13 protein-coding genes are annotated in these 15,830 nt (G+C 58.8%); all 13 read right to left on the bottom strand.

The features are described from left to right. Positions 1–3 precede the first annotated feature (3 nt). The 13 genes from rfbD to fcl all read right to left on the bottom strand — a co-directional run bounded on the left by rfbD (position 4) and on the right by fcl (position 15,830). The gene (rfbD, locus tag WFN61_RS11580) at positions 4–903 is read right to left on the bottom strand and encodes a dTDP-4-dehydrorhamnose reductase (protein ID WP_337038753.1); all 900 of its coding nucleotides are present in this window, start codon (positions 901–903) and stop codon (positions 4–6) included. Positions 904–905: 2 nt separating this feature from the next. After that, positions 906–1,988 (bottom strand): dTDP-glucose 4,6-dehydratase, encoded by a 1,083-nt coding sequence (gene rfbB / locus WFN61_RS11575; RefSeq protein WP_144817258.1) that lies wholly within the window; start codon positions 1,986–1,988, stop codon positions 906–908. 383 nt (positions 1,989–2,371) lie between these two features. Next, positions 2,372–3,274, bottom strand: a complete 903-nt coding sequence (galF, locus tag WFN61_RS11570) for a GalU regulator GalF (RefSeq protein ID WP_257758033.1) — start codon at positions 3,272–3,274, stop codon at positions 2,372–2,374. 165 nt (positions 3,275–3,439) lie between these two features. Beyond that, entirely contained in the window at positions 3,440–4,840 is a 1,401-nt protein-coding gene (gene wcaM / locus WFN61_RS11565) for a colanic acid biosynthesis protein WcaM (RefSeq protein ID WP_337038697.1), read from the bottom strand. A gap of 12 nt (positions 4,841–4,852) precedes the next feature. Beyond that, a complete protein-coding gene (wcaL, locus tag WFN61_RS11560) occupies positions 4,853–6,073 on the bottom strand; it encodes a colanic acid biosynthesis glycosyltransferase WcaL (protein ID WP_144817256.1) in 1,221 nt (406 codons plus the stop codon). Continuing rightward, complete coding sequence (wcaK, locus tag WFN61_RS11555; RefSeq protein WP_222888275.1) at positions 6,070–7,347, bottom strand: colanic acid biosynthesis pyruvyl transferase WcaK; 1,278 nt, start codon at positions 7,345–7,347, stop codon at positions 6,070–6,072. The genes wcaL and wcaK overlap by 4 nt, the downstream gene beginning before the upstream one ends. A gap of 24 nt (positions 7,348–7,371) precedes the next feature. Next, positions 7,372–8,850 carry an MOP flippase family protein gene (locus tag WFN61_RS11550; RefSeq protein WP_312235347.1) on the bottom strand — a complete coding sequence of 493 codons (1,479 nt, stop codon included), beginning with the start codon at positions 8,848–8,850 and terminating at the stop codon, positions 7,372–7,374. 11 nt (positions 8,851–8,861) lie between these two features. Continuing rightward, complete coding sequence (gene wcaJ / locus WFN61_RS11545; RefSeq protein ID WP_144817253.1) at positions 8,862–10,256, bottom strand: undecaprenyl-phosphate glucose phosphotransferase; 1,395 nt, start codon at positions 10,254–10,256, stop codon at positions 8,862–8,864. 49 nt (positions 10,257–10,305) lie between these two features. Next, the gene (gene cpsG / locus WFN61_RS11540) at positions 10,306–11,676 is read right to left on the bottom strand and encodes a colanic acid biosynthesis phosphomannomutase CpsG (protein WP_144817252.1); all 1,371 of its coding nucleotides are present in this window, start codon (positions 11,674–11,676) and stop codon (positions 10,306–10,308) included. Positions 11,677–11,729: 53 nt separating this feature from the next. Further along, positions 11,730–13,172, bottom strand: coding sequence for a mannose-1-phosphate guanyltransferase (gene cpsB / locus WFN61_RS11535; protein ID WP_257758290.1), 1,443 nt, complete (start codon positions 13,170–13,172; stop codon positions 11,730–11,732). Beyond that, positions 13,169–14,392 carry a colanic acid biosynthesis fucosyltransferase WcaI gene (gene wcaI, locus WFN61_RS11530; RefSeq protein ID WP_337038696.1) on the bottom strand — a complete coding sequence of 408 codons (1,224 nt, stop codon included), beginning with the start codon at positions 14,390–14,392 and terminating at the stop codon, positions 13,169–13,171. The genes cpsB and wcaI overlap by 4 nt, the downstream gene beginning before the upstream one ends. After that, entirely contained in the window at positions 14,389–14,862 is a 474-nt protein-coding gene (locus WFN61_RS11525; RefSeq protein ID WP_337038695.1) for a GDP-mannose mannosyl hydrolase, read from the bottom strand. The genes wcaI and WFN61_RS11525 overlap by 4 nt, the downstream gene beginning before the upstream one ends. A 2-nt stretch (positions 14,863–14,864) precedes the next feature. Continuing rightward, a complete protein-coding gene (gene fcl, locus WFN61_RS11520) occupies positions 14,865–15,830 on the bottom strand; it encodes a GDP-L-fucose synthase (RefSeq protein ID WP_144817248.1) in 966 nt (321 codons plus the stop codon).

Genomic DNA, 15,830 nt, shown 5'->3' with positions numbered 1-15,830 from the left:
CGATCAGAATGAGGTCGTGGTAAACAGCTCAGCCAGCATGCGTTTGACGCCAACCTGCCAGTCAGGCAGCACCAGGTCAAACTGACGCTGGAATTTCTCGGTGTTCAAACGGGAGTTGGTCGGCCTGCGGGCAGGCGTCGGGTAAGCAGAGGTCGGTACAGCGTTAAGCTTCTCAATTGCCAGTTCCATACCTGCCGCTTTCGCTTCGGCGAAGACCAGTGCGGCATAGTCATGCCACGTTGTGGTACCCGATGCTACCAGATGGTATAAGCCTGCCACCTCTGGCTTGTGCAGCGCGGTACGAATGGCGTGCGCCGTGCAGTCGGCTAGCAGCTCCGCGCCGGTTGGGGCACCAAACTGATCGTTGATCACCGATAGCTCCGGGCGATCCTTGGCCAGGCGCAGCATGGTTTTGGCAAAGTTGTTGCCTTTACCCGCATAGACCCAGCTGGTACGGAAGATGAGGTGTTTAGTGCAGTTATTCTGCACCGCTTTCTCGCCCGCCAGCTTGGTTTCACCGTAGACGTTTAATGGCGCAACGGCATCAGTTTCCAGCCACGGCCTCTCCCCGGTCCCCGGAAAAACATAGTCGGTAGAGTAGTGGATCAGCCATGCGCCAAGCTTTTCGGCTTCGACAGCAATAGCTTCAACGCTGGTTGCGTTTAAGAGCTCGGCAAATTCGCGCTCGGACTCGGCTTTATCAACGGCGGTGTGGGCCGCCGCATTGACGATCACATCCGGACGCACGCGGCGAACGGTTTCCGCTACGCCTTCTGGGTTGCTAAAGTCACCGCAAAAGGTGGTTGATTTAACGTCAACCGCCGTCACCGTGCCGAGCGGCGCAAGCGCGCGCTGCAGCTCCCAGCCTACCTGGCCAGTCTTGCCAAACAGCAGAATATTCATCATTAACGTTTCTCGTAATTCTGCTCGATCCAGGTCTTATAGCTGCCGCTTTTCACGTTATCCACCCACTGCTGGTTATCCAGATACCAGCGGACGGTTTTACGGATCCCGGATTCAAACGTCTCTTCTGGTTTCCAGCCCAGCTCGCGACTGATTTTGTCAGCATCGATAGCGTAGCGGCGGTCGTGTCCCGGGCGGTCTGTCACATAGGTGATCTGGTCGCGATAAGAGCCCTCTTTCGGCACGATCTCATCCAGCAGGTCACAGATGGTATGCACCACGTCCAGGTTCTGCTTTTCGTTATGGCCGCCAATGTTGTAGGTCTCGCCAGGTGCCCCCTGCGTTACCACGGTATAGAGCGCGCGGGCATGATCTTCAACATAGAGCCAGTCGCGGATCTGATCGCCCTTGCCATAAATCGGCAGCGGTTTGCCCTCAAGGGCGTTAAGGATCACCAGCGGGATCAGCTTCTCGGGGAAGTGATACGGACCGTAGTTATTGGAGCAGTTGGTGACCAGCGTCGGCAGACCATAGGTACGACGCCATGCGCGCACCAGGTGATCGCTGGATGCTTTCGATGAGGAGTACGGGCTGCTGGGGGCATACGCGGTCTGCTCGGTAAACAGCGGCAGCGCCGTGCCCTGCGGATGCTCATCCGGATGCGGCAGATCGCCATACACTTCATCGGTAGAGATATGGTGGAAGCGAAACGCGTTTTTCGCCTCATCGCTCAAGGTCAGCCAGTAGGCACGCGTAGCCTCCAGCAGAACATAAGTTCCGACGATGTTGGTTTCGATGAAGTCAGCCGGACCAGTAATAGAGCGGTCAACATGGCTCTCTGCCGCCAGGTGCATGACCGCATCAGGCTGGTGCTCGGCAAAGACGCGTGCCAGCTCAGCGGCATCACAAATATCTACGCGCTCAAAGGCATAACGATCGCTATCGGCGACGTCAACAAGCGATTCCAGATTACCGGCGTAAGTCAATTTATCAACATTCACAACGGAATCTTGGGTATTTTTAATAATATGTCGGACGACCGCAGAGCCGATGAAACCCGCTCCGCCAGTAACAAGGATTTTCACGCTATCAATTCCGTCAATTCAATAAGGAAGGGGGTATTTTACGCGAGACTGTGTGAAACAGGTTAGCCTCACTCCATTCGCAGGCACGCTACCGCCCCAGGCTCAACAGCTACCCGTGGACTGTACGGACCAATTTGTACCACAACTCATGCCTAACGATGACGTATAGGCAATAAATCAGGTGCTAATTGTCATCCTAAACGCGTACAGAAACAAGGAAAATTCTTAGCGTTTTGCTGTATGTTTAATCATCACAACCCCTTGATCTACAAGAATTTGGGGGTTGTAAAACAAAAACGGCAAGGGATTGTTCACCGCGATTTAGTACCGCACAATGAACGATCTCTTGCCGTCGAATTAAATAAATATTACTTATTTGTGGCCTAGGCCTGGCTTTGGCTCAGCAGCTTCTGAATGCGATTGCGGAACTTTTGCCCTTCTTTCAGGTTACGCAGACCGTACTTCACGAACGCCTGCATGTAGCCCATTTTCTTGCCACAGTCATAGCTATCGCCGGTCATCAGCATGGCATCAACGGACTGTTTTTCCGCCAGTCGGGCAATGGCGTCGGTAAGCTGAATACGGCCCCATGCGCCCGGCTCGGTTTTCTCCAGCTCAGCCCAGATATCCGCCGACAGGACATAGCGCCCTACCGCCATCAGGTCGGAATCCAGCGTCTGCGGCTGATCCGGTTTCTCGATAAAGTTGGTGATACGGCTCACTTTACCTTCGCTATCCAGCGGCTCTTTGGTCTGAATAACGGAGTACTCAGAGAGATCGCCCTTCATGCGTTTTGCCAGCACCTGGCTACGGCCGGTCTCGTTGAAACGAGCAACCATCGCGGCAAGGTTGTAGCGCAGCGGATCGGCGCTGGCGTTGTCCAGAATGATGTCCGGCAGCACCACCACGAACGGGTTGTCACCGACGATAGGACGCGCACAGAGAATGGAGTGGCCCAGACCCAGCGGCTGCGCCTGGCGCACGTTCATGATAGTCACGCCCGGCGGACAGATAGACTGTACTTCCGCCAGCAGCTGACGCTTAACACGCTGCTCCAGCAGAGCCTCAAGCTCGTAGGAAGTGTCGAAGTGGTTCTCCACCGCGTTTTTAGAGGAGTGGGTAACCAGAACGATCTCTTTGATCCCTGCAGCAACCACTTCGTCGACGATATACTGGATCATTGGCTTATCGACGATCGGCAGCATCTCTTTTGGGATCGCCTTGGTGGCAGGCAGCATATGCATCCCCAGACCCGCTACCGGAATAACCGCTTTCAAATTAATCATTATCACTTCCACCTATAAAATGGTTGCTGAATTATAGCCCTTTGATCTCGTTTAGCCAGTAGGATTTCGCTGGGTTGAGACTATCAATTAAAACATCTGCAATAGATGTAATACGAAGCCGCGGGTTGCGGCTCCAGGAATCCTCGCAAAATGGCGACAGAACAATTATGAGCGCTTTGCTGGCAGGGAAAAGTTTAATTTTTCAGCATTAATTGTCTGCTGATCGAGCCGGTCAATATCCACCGAGCTTTGCCCATTTTCATTCACAGCATGAATATTCGCCAGCGACAGCAGGGTGTCCCGCTTCGCCATAAAGCGTCCGCGCACGTCCTTGCGCAGGTCGAAGTGGAGCTTGAGCGCCGGGCCTGTCGCGGCCTCCTGCATTATCTGAATATTGCGCATAAACAGATGCTGGGGCTTATTATGCATCTCCAGCGACGCGCGCTGAATATTGAGATTGGTGATCGAGACAAACGAGTCGGCATTTCCCGATGAGATCTGGATCCCGCGTAATTTCCGCGTCTGCTCGCCGTTGTCTAAATGGACCGCGTTTAGTCTGAAATTTTGCGGTATCGAAAGATAATTACCTTTGATCACCCCATAACCTATTAGCATTCCGGCACTGTTGCGCATTTTAACATCGTCGATGACGAAATTATCGCAGCCGTAAATCGCTACCGTGGCGTTATCAATGCCCGCTTTTTTACTGTAGTCAGGCGTAATATCCGTGGCGGTGATATGACGAATGACAAAGTGCTTGCCGTTTTCGACATGCACCAGCTGGCGGCAGTGGCTACCGGTGATGTTGGCCACGGTAAAGTGTTTTACCGCCTGGTCTTCCGGGTAGGTGTTGTCATAGGTGCTGCCCGCCAGCCCGATGCCGATCCCCCAGTTGATTTTGCCGTTGGTACAGTCGATATGGTCAATCACGTGGTCGGAGATCAGCAGGTTACGATCGTTAATCGCCACGTTCCACTCGATGGCGTCCCCCTGCAGGTAGCTGAAACGGCCGTTGGTAATGCGCGCCCCGTCAATCTGATTGTGGAAACCCTGGCGCAGAATGGCGTAGTTGGCTTTGGTCACGGTGATATTATCGATGACCAGGTTACGCATAACCCGCTTCTCTTTGCCGCCGATATAGATCTGTGTCACCGGGCCGTAGCCGCTCATCGCCACGCCCTCGATAGTGCAGTCCGAGCCGCGCACGTCGAGGGTAATGTTATACAGGCTTCCGCCCTCTTCCCCGCGAACCCGACAGCCATCCTGCAATACAAAGCGCCCCCGGCCGTTGCCCTTGAGCGCCCCGCGAATTAGCAGCGTTTTACCCGCTGGAATAAAGATAGCGGTATTGATGTTCTCGCAGACGACGCCCGCCGGCACCAGCACCGTGCTGGCCTCGGCAAAGGCCTGCTTAAAGGCGGCGATAACGTCATTTTTCAGGTAGCGACGGATATCAACGCTGCCGGACTCCTGAGCCTGGAGCAGCGGCGAGTGCAGAAGGGGGAGCGCCGCCAGGGCAGAGCCTGCCCCAATAAAGCGACGACGGGAGAGTAAGATATCTGGCATATCACCTCTGGCTTAGAGCGCTTGCAACAGCGTGGCAAGCCGCTGGTTAATGATTCGCTGATTAAACTCGGTTTCGACTTTCTCCCGCGCGCGGGAAACGACCGGCACCAGCGTCTCCTGCTGGATAGCGCTGAGCGCCGCCAGCCGATCCGCAAGGGCCTGGGGATCGTTCTCTGGCACCAGCCAGCCGGAGCGATCGGCGTCGATAAGCTCGGGGATACCGCTGTGAACGGTAGAGACGACCGGCAGACCCACCGCCATCGCCTCCATCAGCGCCACCGGGATCCCCTCCATATCGCCGTCCGCGCCGGTGATCGAGGGCAGCAAGAAGAGATCCGCCTCGTCCAGCATCGCCTTTACCTCGTGGCTCGGCTTGAAGCCCGGCATCTCGATCATCTCCTGCAGGCCATACTCGGCGATTTTGTCGCGCAGACGCTGCTCCCACGGCCCGATGCCGAGAATGCGATAGTGAAAGGCCACGCCCCGCGCCTTGAGCAGGCGGCAGGCCTCAATGGCTACGTGCAGTCCCTTCTTCTCGGTGAGGCGGGCAACGGAGATGATATTCAGCCGGTTTGCCGGAGCCTGTACGGGACGCGGGGAGAAACGTGACAGATCAACGCCCATACGCGAGACGGCAATTTTATGCGCCGGGCAGCCCATATTCATGAGTCGTCCAGCCCACAGTTCGCTGATAGGCAGCATCAGGTCGCCCCGGCGAAAGAGCTGCTGATACTCCGGGGTATAGTGGCTGAGCACCGCCCGGCTGGAGATGTCGATGCCGTGGAATACGGTGGCGATTTTTCCGTTGAGGACGCCCAGCTCGCGCAGCTTGGCTGCCGTGACGCCCGCCGGGCCAAAGTGGGCGATAAAGACATCAGCATGGAACGTGCGCGGCGCAAGGCCGCACATCGCCGCGAGGATCAGATTGCGCGCCTCGGCTCCGTAGCGCCCTACGTTCAGCGCCCGCCAGGTTGCGCCCCGCCCTGCCCCGCGCAGCAGCGCCGCGCCACGATAGCGCAGCTTCGCCAGCTTGCCCTGCGGCTCGTCCAGCAGCCAGTGGGTCTTCTCTGCCAGCCGATAGTGTTGGAATGCCGCATGAGTATTGCTCAGATCCCCTTTATGCATCGCCACGATCTCAACCTCGTAGCCCATCTCAATAAAGGCGACGATCTGATCCAGCACGAAGGTCTCCGACGAGAGGGGGAACTTCAGCAAAAAGAAACTGACCTTCATTTACCCTCCCGAACGCGTTTCAGCACCGACTCCACCATCTCCATGCCGTGCTGCCGCTCGTGGGCCACGGCATCAGAGAGGCGCTGCTCCAGCGCCGGGAGCTGGCCAAGGGTGTCGGCCACCATGGCCTCCAGCGAGCCGTCCAGCAGATGGCGAATATCGATCGCCATCTCCGGCATCCCCAGCTGCTGCATAATGCCCGCCGACTTGTGTTCGTAGTTGATAGCGATCGCCGGGGTGCCAAAGTTCATCGAGATAATGGCCGAGTGCAGGCGGGTCCCCACCGTCAGATCGCAGGCGGCAAAGATTTTGCCCATCTCAAGGTCGTTCAGCTCGTCCATCACCACGTGATAGCGCGAGGGATCGCTGACGTGCTCGCGGAGGTTGAGCGCCACCATGCGATCGTCTTTGTTGTAGCTGTCGATACCGGTACAGGTCGAGAGGGCCAGCACCTGGTAGCCTGCATCAATAATGCGGTTGACCACGCCGGCAAAAGCCTGCTCATAGGCTTTCTGCGTGGTGCCGAGCCGCTTGTCGAAGGGGGCCAGCTCGCGCAGGGTAATGGCGACCGTCTTCTCTTTTGCCGCCACGTCGAGCCAGTGGGCAACCGCATAGTTCGGCACGAACGTCTCGTCGTGATCCACCAGCCAGGCGGTATCCACCCCCTGCTCGACTTTCGCGGTGGTGATCTGGCTGTGCTCCATCAGCTCAAGGCTCACGCGCTCGCGGAGGATCAGCGCGTCACAGTGGCCGAAGACGTAGTTCGCCAGCTGGTTAAACTGGGCATCCTGGAACGGCCCTACGCTGTGGCCGATCATATAGAGCGGCTTTTTCGCCATAAAGGTGCAGAGAGCATGTTCGAACTGCGGCACGCCATAGAGATCGACAAAGAACGAGCCGCCGACCTGGATAATGGCATCGTAGCCCGCCAGCAGGCGAACAAAATCAGTGAAGCCCTGGGCGATGGCGATGTTACGCAGCTTGCCGCTGTCGGTGACCCGGGAGAGCAGTACCTGATGCTGATAGCGGCGGCGCAGCACCTTCTTGACCCGCCCCATCAGTCCGGCGGCCGTGTTGTGCTGTTTCATCTGGCTGTAGAGCGGATCGCCCATCACCGGGCGGTTCAGCAGCCAGGAGGAGCTAACCGGGTAGCGGCTCATCACGTCCACCTCGGCGTTCGGCTCAAGCACGGCAATCGCGTCCAGCAGGCCGCGCAGGATGGCGCTGTCGCCACGGTTCCCGCAGGTATGGTTGCCCAGAATCAATAGTTTCATTGTGACCTCATTAAAGAAATAGGATTAACCTGCCCGCAGGAGCGTTCTTAATTTTTCATTGCGGCAAAGCTGGCGTTTGATCTCCACCACCAGCGCGTTACGCGACAGCGCGAGGGTGACCGCGAACGTCAGCGCGCCTGCGGCGATCTGGACGATCAGCAGGGTCACCAGCGGCAGATGGCCGCTCAGCGCCAGACCCAGTCCATAGCTCACCGCCAGCATCGGCAGTGACAGGTAGAACGGTAGCCAGAGGCTAAGCACGTACTGGCGGTAGCTGGGGCCGAGCACTGGCCTGATCATCACGAAGTAGCTCAGCACGGTATTGATAATCTGCACCAGCAGGAAGCCCAGCGTGACCCCCAGCGCCCCCGCCCACTGCCCGCCGAGAATAATGGCGGGCACAAAGAGCGCGGTTTTGAAGAGGTTAAACTTAAAGCTGATATCGACCCGCGCCTTGGCCATCAGCAGGGAGCCAATGGGGTTCCCCACGGCGCGCAGCAGGCCAACAATGCACAGCAGCTGAAGAATGGGGATAATCCCGCGCCACTTCTCGCCAAACACCAGCGGCACCATGTTATTGGCGACCACCATCAGGCCCAGCAGTACCGGGAAGTTGATGATCCCCACCGCCGACAGCAGCTTGTAGAAGTTGAGCCGCAGCTTGGCCGTATCGTCCTGGATTTTGGCGAACGCCGGGAACAGCACGCGGGTGATGATGGGGTTAAGCTTCATCGGCGGCACCACCGCCACGTTATAGGCGAGGTTATAGCCCCCGGCGACGCTGGCCCCGAGAATGCGCGCCAGTACCAGCGTGGAGAGGTTGGTATTGATGTAGTTGATGACGCTATCCGCCGTCAGCCAGGCCCCAAAACGCAGGTTGGCGCTGACCGAGGCGAGGGAGAAGTGCAGGCCCGGACGATAGATTTTGCGCCCGAAGAAGCCAAACAGCAGGGTGCGCACCAGGGTATTAACGAGATAACCGACGATGGCGGTCATTGCCAGCGGCCAGAACCACGCGCCAATCACCGTTACGCTGAATCCCGCGACCACGGAGAGCGTTTCAATTGCGCCAATTTTGCCAAACTCTAACTCTTTTTGCATTAGCGCGCGGAACTGCTGGCCGTGGGGGATCACCACAAAGGCCAGCGACAGGGTTTTGATCAGCGGGGCGATATCCGGGTTGTGCAGCACCCGGGCCAGGGTATCGCTCAGGAGGAACATCGCCACGCAGACCAGCAGCCCCAGGCCGACGTTCAGCCAGTAGAGGGTGGTCAGCTCCAGCTGGCTGATCTCTTTGCGCTGGATAATGGAGTTGGCGATGCCGAAATCGGACAGCGTATCGGCAAGGGCGATAATCGTCAGCGCCACGGTCAGCAGGCCAAACTGGTGGCTGTCGATAATTCGCGCCAGCCAGGTCATCTGCACCAGGCCGAGGCCAATGATCGTGACGGTAGCCATCGCCGACCATTTGGCCCCGCTTAAGGTTTTCTCTCTCAGGCTCACAGGGTACTCACTCAGTAGGCCGCTTTGTTAACAAAGCCTTTGAAAATGGTCAGGAAAACGATCTTGATATCGAACCAGAGGCTCCATTCGCGAATGTACTCCAGGTCGAACTCGATCCGTTTCTCCATCTTCTCCAGGGTGTCGGTTTCTCCGCGCCAGCCGTTGATCTGTGCCCAGCCGGTAATGCCTGGCTTGACCTTATGGCGCAGCATGTAACCCTGAATCAGCGTCCGGTACTGCTCGTTGTGCGCCACGGCGTGCGGACGCGGGCCCACAATCGACATGCCACCGGTGAGAACGTTAATAAACTGCGGCAGCTCGTCGAGCGAGGTACGACGCAGGAAGTTGCCGACGCGGGTCACGCGGGGATCGTTCTGCGTCGCCTGGGTGACTACGCTGTCGTTCTCCATCACCTTCATGGAGCGGAACTTCCACACCATGATGGGCTTGCCGTCCATGCCGTAGCGGGTCTGACGGAAGATCACCGGGCCCGGCGAGGTGAACTTCACGGCAGCAGCAATGCTCAGCAGCACCGGGGAGATCATCAGCAGGATCAGCGAGGAGAGTACAATGTCCTCAAGGCGTTTCAGGACGCGGTTCATGCCGGAGAGCGGCGTGTCGTACAGCGGCACCACCGGAATCCCGTTCATCTCCTCAATACGCGAATGCAGGATATTGAAGGTAAAGACATCGGGAATAAGGATCACCGAGCAGGTCGTATCCGCCAGATCGCTCACCAGCTTTTTAATGCTGGCGGCGTCGTTCATCGACATGGCGATGTAGACGTTGTGGATTTTCGCCGCCTTGGCATCCTCAATGAGCTGCGCAATAGTGCCCGTCCACTCCGCCGACACGCCCTCGGGGCCCACGTCGTGATAGACACCCACCACCTCAAAGCCCAGCCACGGCTCGTTGCGGAAGCTCTCCAGCAGCATCTGCCCCACCGGCAGATCGCCGGCAATGGCCACCCGGCGGGTGTTATATCCACGGTTACGCAGCCAGCCCGCGCCGAAGCGGATCAGCGAGCGGCAGACCACCAGGCCAATGCTGCTCAGCACGTACCAGGCGAAAAACAGCGAGAAGTCGTCGTTAAAATCAGCGTTAAAGGCCATCAGCCCGGCGCTGAAGATCAGGCTCAGGGTCCAGTTTTGCAGCAGCAGCACCAGCTCGGTGGAGATCTTCACCCCGCGCCACGAGCGGTAGAAATCGGTCATACCGCCAATCATCTGGAAAACCACCAGCGCCATCAGCGCCATCAGCAGATGCAGATAGAAAAAGGGTAAGGCGTTTGCCTTACAGACCACCCAAAGCCCGCCAAACAGGATAGTGATGTCCGAAAATCGCTGCACCATAGAGATTAACGATGCATTCGTTTTGGCTCGCTCGCGCTTTTTTAAGTTTGTCATCGTTGTTCCTGTTCATTAATGCCCTCTCCGAAGAGAGGGCTCGCAACGGCTACCTGTCGAGCAGCGCCAGAATTTCCTGCGTCTTCGCCTCCATCAGCGAGACGTCGCCCTGGGACTCGACGTTCAGGCGTACCACCGGCTCGGTATTAGAGGATCGCAGGTTAAAGCGCCACGTTGGGAAGGCGACGCTGAGACCGTCGGTACGATCAATCTCCTGCGCCCCGCTGGCAAAATGCTGCTCCACGCGGGCAATGGCCTGCGCCGGTTCGCTGAGGGTACGGTTGATCTCACCGCTGGCAGGGAACGCCGCCATGCGATCGCGCACCAGCGCCGACAGCGGCTGACCGGAGAGGCACAGCAGCTCGGTGACCAGCAGCCAGGGGATCATCCCACTGTCGCAGTAGGCAAAGTCGCGGAAGTAGTGGTGGGCGCTCATCTCGCCGCCGTAGATCGCATCCTCGGCGCGCATCCGCTCTTTGATAAAGGCGTGGCCGGTTTTCGACATTACCGGCGTGCCGCCGGCCTGGGTCACCACGTCTACGGTGTTCCAGGAGAGGCGCGGGTCGTGGATGATTTTCGCGCCGGGATGCTTCTCCAGAAACGCCTGCGCCAGCAGGCCAACAATGTAGTAGCCCTCGATAAACTGACCGTCGCCGTCGAACAGGAAGCAGCGATCAAAGTCGCCGTCAAAAGCGATGCCCATATCGGCACGGTGGGCAATCACCGCATCGCGGGTGCTGTCCCGGCACTCCGGCAGCAGCGGGTTAGGAATACCGTTCGGGAAGTTGCCGTCCGGGGTGTTGTGCACTTTGATAAAGGTTACTGGCACCTTCAGCGCCTGGAAACGCGCTTCGATGGCATCAATCACCGGGCCCGCCGCGCCGTTGCCAGCGTTAATCACCAGCGTCAACGGCTTGAGATTCGCCACATCGATATAGCCCAGCAGGTGGTCAATATAGGCATCGCGCAGATCGATCTGCTTATAGCTGCCGCGCTTCGCCGGATTAACCGGCGGGAAATCGTTGGCCTCTGCCAGACGCTGCACGTCGCGCAGGCCGGTATCGCCGCTGATCGGGCGGGCACCCTTGCGCACCAGCTTCATGCCGTTGTAGTCCATCGGGTTGTGGCTGGCGGTGACTTCGATACCGCCGTCAATCCCGAGGTGGAAGGTGGCGAAGTAGATCTCTTCCGTGCCGCACATCCCGAGGTCGAGCACGTCTACCCCGGCGTCCTGCAACCCCTTCGCCAGCGCCAGCTTCAGCGCCTCGCTGGTCAGGCGCACGTCGCCCCCCAGCACGATGGTTTGCGGCTTCAGGTATTCACCATAGGCGCGGCCAATGCGCCAGGCGATCTCTTCATTGAGCTCCGTGCCCAGCCTGCCGCGAATATCATAGGCTTTAAAACAGGTTAATTTTTCCATAATGGCCTCCATAGGCCCGGTAAGCGCACGCTGCCGGGCAGAGTTAATGCGTACTAAACTCGCCCGTAGCGGTCTTCGAAGCGCACCACGTCGTCCTCTTCGAGGTAGCCGCCGGAGCGCACCTCAATCAGATCCAGCGGGATCTTGCCGGGGTTCTCCAGGCAGTGGGTTGCGCCAAGGGGGATGTAAACCGACTCGTTCTCACCAATCAGGCGGATTTCGTCGTTGATGGTCACCTTCGCCGTGCCCGCTACCACGATCCAGTGCTCGGCCCGGTGGTGGTGCATCTGCAGGGAGAGTCCCTCCCCCGGCTTGACGGTGATCCGTTTTACCTGGTAACGCTCGCCCGAGTCGATGGAGTCATATTTACCCCACGGACGGTATACCTCGCGGTGGACGTGGTGCTCATGACGACCGTCGGCTTTGATCTGCTCGACGACTTTTTTGACGTCCTGCACCGCGTTGCGGTCGGCAATCAGCACCGCATCTTTGGTCTGGACAATCACCAGATCCTTGACCCCCACGGTGGTGACCAGGCCTGACTCGGCGTAGACATAGCTATTTTCGGTTTTGTGGCTGATGACGTCGCCGTGGTGAACGTTTCCCTCCGGCGTATGGGGGCTGATCTCCCACAGCGAGGACCAGGAGCCGACGTCGCTCCAGCCCGCGTCCATCGGAACCACCACTGCGTCGGCGGTCTTCTCCATCACCGCGTAGTCCACCGACTCTTCCGGGCAGGCGAGGAACGCCTCTTCATCAACGCGGATAAAGTCGAGATCCGGATCAACGGTGCGCATGGCGTTCTCACAGGCTTCGAGAATGTCCGGGCGGAAGCGCTTTAACTCGTCGAGATAGCGCCCGGCGCGGAACAGGAACATGCCGCTGTTCCAGTAGTATTCGCCGCTGGCAACGTAGGCCTGCGCCGTTTCCAGATTGGGTTTTTCGACAAACTGCGCCACTTCGAAGGCAACGGTATCGATCCCGCCCTGACTGACCTCGCCACGACGAATGTAGCCGTAGCCGGTCTCGGGCAGATCCGGCACGATGCCGAAGGTCACCAGCTTGCCGCTTTCGGCATAGGGCATTGCCGCGCGCACCGCCTCGCGGAAGGACTCTTCCTGCTGGATCACGTGATCGGCAGCGAGTACCAGCAGAAGCGGATCCGCATCAGGGCTGTTGCGCTTAGCGGCCAGCGCCGCGAGGGCGATAGCAGGCGCGGTGTTGCGTCCCGCCGGCTCAAGAATGATGTTTTCGGTCAGCTTATCAAGCTGACGCAGCTGCTCGGCAACGATAAAGCGGTGCTCTTCATTGCAGATCACTACCGGGCTTTCGCACTCGACGCCGTTCAGACGGTTAATCGTCGCCTGTAACATCGTCAGCTCGCCCTTCAGGCAGAGAAACTGTTTGGGGTAAAGCACGCGGGAGAGCGGCCACAGGCGGCTACCCGTGCCACCAGCCATGACTACCGGAAAAAGGGTGGTTTGCTTCATGATTATCCCTGGATATCGGCAATAAATTGGCTCAACACGCTCTCTTTTTCGAGCGTGCGTTCGGCATATTCACGTGCCACCGTGTTGTTTTTAGGCAGGGCTAACGCCTGCTCGATTCCGCTCACCAGTGCATCCACCGACTCCGGCTCGACGCACACGGCAATGCCGGGAAAGGCGGTGCAGAGCTGGCCCAGCTCGGTATCCGCTTCCGCGGTGATCACCGCGTTCCCGCCCACCGCCAGAATGTTAGTGAGCTTGGAGGGCAGTACCGCATCCGCTGCCCCGCGCTTCTGGATCACCAGATGGCAGTCGCCCATTTTCAACAGCGCCGGCAGCGCCTCGTAGGGCTGCAGCGGGAAGAATTTGACGTTGTCCAGCCCGCGCTCGGCGGCCAGTTTTTCCAGCCGGGCCTTGCCGCCGCCCTGGCCGACAATCACAAACAGCCACGGCTCGGCGCGCAGGCGCGCTGCGGCCTCAATAACGCTCTCCAGACCCTGCTTCTCGCCGATGTTGCCGGAGTAGAGAATGATGCGTTTGTCGTCCGGCAGGCCTAGCGAGGCACGCAGCTGAGCAACCTCGCTCTCGCTGACGTCGCGAAAGCGCGCCACTTCTGACCAGTTCGGGAAGAAGATAACCCGCTCTTCGGCCACGCCCTTCTCCCGGGCTTTGTTCATCATCGAACGGGAGATAGTGGAGACGTTATCTACCCCAAGCAGACCGCTGCGCTCAAAGGCGCTGGCCAGCTTCGCGACCTTACCGCCCTTGCCGTTGCCCGCCATTCCGAGGCCGAGCATGGCGTCTACCTCATAGTCCTGAATGTGCAGCAGCGTGCGTGCCCCGGAGAGCTTCGCCAGCAGGCGCATCCCCGGCGTACAGAACAGGGTAGGCACGACGCCGATGATGCGATCTGGCTTCCAGCGGCGCTGGGCCAGCAGCGGGAAAAAGCTGCTAAGAGCAAAGCTGCCGAGGTGAACCAGCCGCTTCAGGGTCGAAGGCTGCTTTGGCACATACAGCGGACAGCGCCAGACGGTCGCCGCCCCCTCTTCCCGACGATAGCGCCAGGCCGAGTAGCGTTCGCCCACCTTCCACTCTGGGTAGTAAGGCGGTGCGGTGATGACCCGCACGTCATGGCCCTGACGGGCCATCCACTCCACCATCTCACCGGTGTACTTACCGATGCCGGTAAGCTCCGGCGAGTAGTTAATGCCGTACACAAGGATCTTCATATGCCAACCGCCTGACCCTTATCCATAAAGTATGCCCGGCTGTTGTCGTGCACGTTCTCGTCGGCGATCAGCGCCTCTGGCGTCAGCCAGCGGTACGCTTCATGCTGCGCATCCGGCAGGGCCAGATCCGCCTGATTGACCTTCAGGCGGAAGCCGAGCACGATGTAGTGGGTGCTAAAGTCGCTCCCGGAGAAGTTATCGTCATAGAAGTGCTGCCAGACGCCGTAAAACTCCCCCGCCGTCAGCGGCAGACGCACGCCAAGCTCGGCCAGGGTCAGGCGCTCAAACGCCTGGGCCAGCGGCTCATCTTTCTGCACGCGCCCGCCGGGCACAAACCAGAAGCCCTGCGCAGGACGGTTAGTGCGCTTGCCGAGCAGAAACTCGCCGCGCGCGTTCTCCACGATCAGATCGATGGAGATTAACGGCGTGGAACGCACCACGGTGGCTAAATCTTCCTGACTTAAAAACATGCCTACCCCCGGAACCGGTGCTGGTTTTCAAGGAACCACTGGTAGGTGCTTGCCAGCCCCTGCTCCAGCGAGATCTCATGACGCCAGCCCAGGGCGTGCAGGCGCGACACGTCCAGCAGCTTGCGCGGCGTGCCGTCGGGTTTGGTGGCGTCAAACACCACCCGCCCCTTGAAGCCCGTGACCTGAGCAAGGGTCTGCGCCAGCTCGCGAATGGTGCAGTCAACCCCAGTCCCGACGTTGATGTGTGACAGCATCGGCTCGGTGTTCTCCAGCCACACCTCGCGATCCAGTTCCATCACGTGGATGCTGGCCGCAGCCATATCATCGACGTGCAGGAACTCGCGCATCGGCGTGCCGCTGCCCCACACCACCACATCAGTGGCGTTCTGCTCGGCCGCCTCATGAAAGCGTCGCAGCAGCGCCGGGATGACATGGGAGTTGCTCGGGTGGAAGTTGTCGTGCGGACCATACAGGTTGGTCGGCATCACCGAGCGGTAGTCTCGGCCATGCTGACGGTTGTAGGATTCACACAGCTTGATCCCGGCAATTTTAGCAATGGCGTACGGCTCGTTAGTGGCTTCCAGCGTCCCCTGCAGCAGCTCGCTCTCGGCGATCGGCTGGGTGGCCATCTTCGGATAGATACAGGAGGAGCCGAGGAACAGCAGCTTGTTCACGCCGTGCGTGTGCGCAGCGTGAATGATGTTGCTCTCGATCATCATGTTTTCGTAGATGAAGTCAGCCGGATACGTATTGTTCGCCACAATACCGCCCACCTTCGCCGCCGCCAGGTAGACCTGATCGATCCGCTGGTCGGCGAAAAAGGCGTCTACGGCGGCCGCATCCAGCAGGTTCAGCTCATCACGGGTGCGCAGGATCAGCTCCACGTTACCGCGCTGCTCCAGCTGGCGCACGATAGCTGACCCCACCATGCCGCGATGGCCAGCTACAAAGATACGTTGTTTACTCAT

The sequence above is a fragment of the Pseudescherichia sp. AS216 genome, assembly GCF_037152055.1.
GTDB lineage: Bacteria > Pseudomonadota > Gammaproteobacteria > Enterobacterales > Enterobacteriaceae > Pseudescherichia.
Note: the sequence above shows the minus strand (reverse complement) of the source record. Positions and strands in the feature narration are given on the sequence as shown.

What these genes read in the sequence shown, in the direction of transcription:
- rfbD (WP_337038753.1), bottom strand. Translation starts at nt 903, where the DNA reads ATGAATATTCTGCTGTTTGGCAAGACTGGCCAGGTAGGCTGGGAGCTG.
- galF (WP_257758033.1), bottom strand. Translation starts at nt 3,274, where the DNA reads ATGATTAATTTGAAAGCGGTTATTCCGGTAGCGGGTCTGGGGATGCAT.
- wcaM (WP_337038697.1), bottom strand. Translation starts at nt 4,840, where the DNA reads ATGCCAGATATCTTACTCTCCCGTCGTCGCTTTATTGGGGCAGGCTCT.
- wcaL (WP_144817256.1), bottom strand. Translation starts at nt 6,073, where the DNA reads ATGAAGGTCAGTTTCTTTTTGCTGAAGTTCCCCCTCTCGTCGGAGACC.
- wcaK (WP_222888275.1), bottom strand. Translation starts at nt 7,347, where the DNA reads ATGAAACTATTGATTCTGGGCAACCATACCTGCGGGAACCGTGGCGAC.
- wcaJ (WP_144817253.1), bottom strand. Translation starts at nt 10,256, where the DNA reads ATGACAAACTTAAAAAAGCGCGAGCGAGCCAAAACGAATGCATCGTTA.
- cpsG (WP_144817252.1), bottom strand. Translation starts at nt 11,676, where the DNA reads ATGGAAAAATTAACCTGTTTTAAAGCCTATGATATTCGCGGCAGGCTG.
- wcaI (WP_337038696.1), bottom strand. Translation starts at nt 14,392, where the DNA reads ATGAAGATCCTTGTGTACGGCATTAACTACTCGCCGGAGCTTACCGGC.
- WFN61_RS11525 (WP_337038695.1), bottom strand. Translation starts at nt 14,862, where the DNA reads ATGTTTTTAAGTCAGGAAGATTTAGCCACCGTGGTGCGTTCCACGCCG.
- fcl (WP_144817248.1), bottom strand. Translation starts at nt 15,830, where the DNA reads ATGAGTAAACAACGTATCTTTGTAGCTGGCCATCGCGGCATGGTGGGG.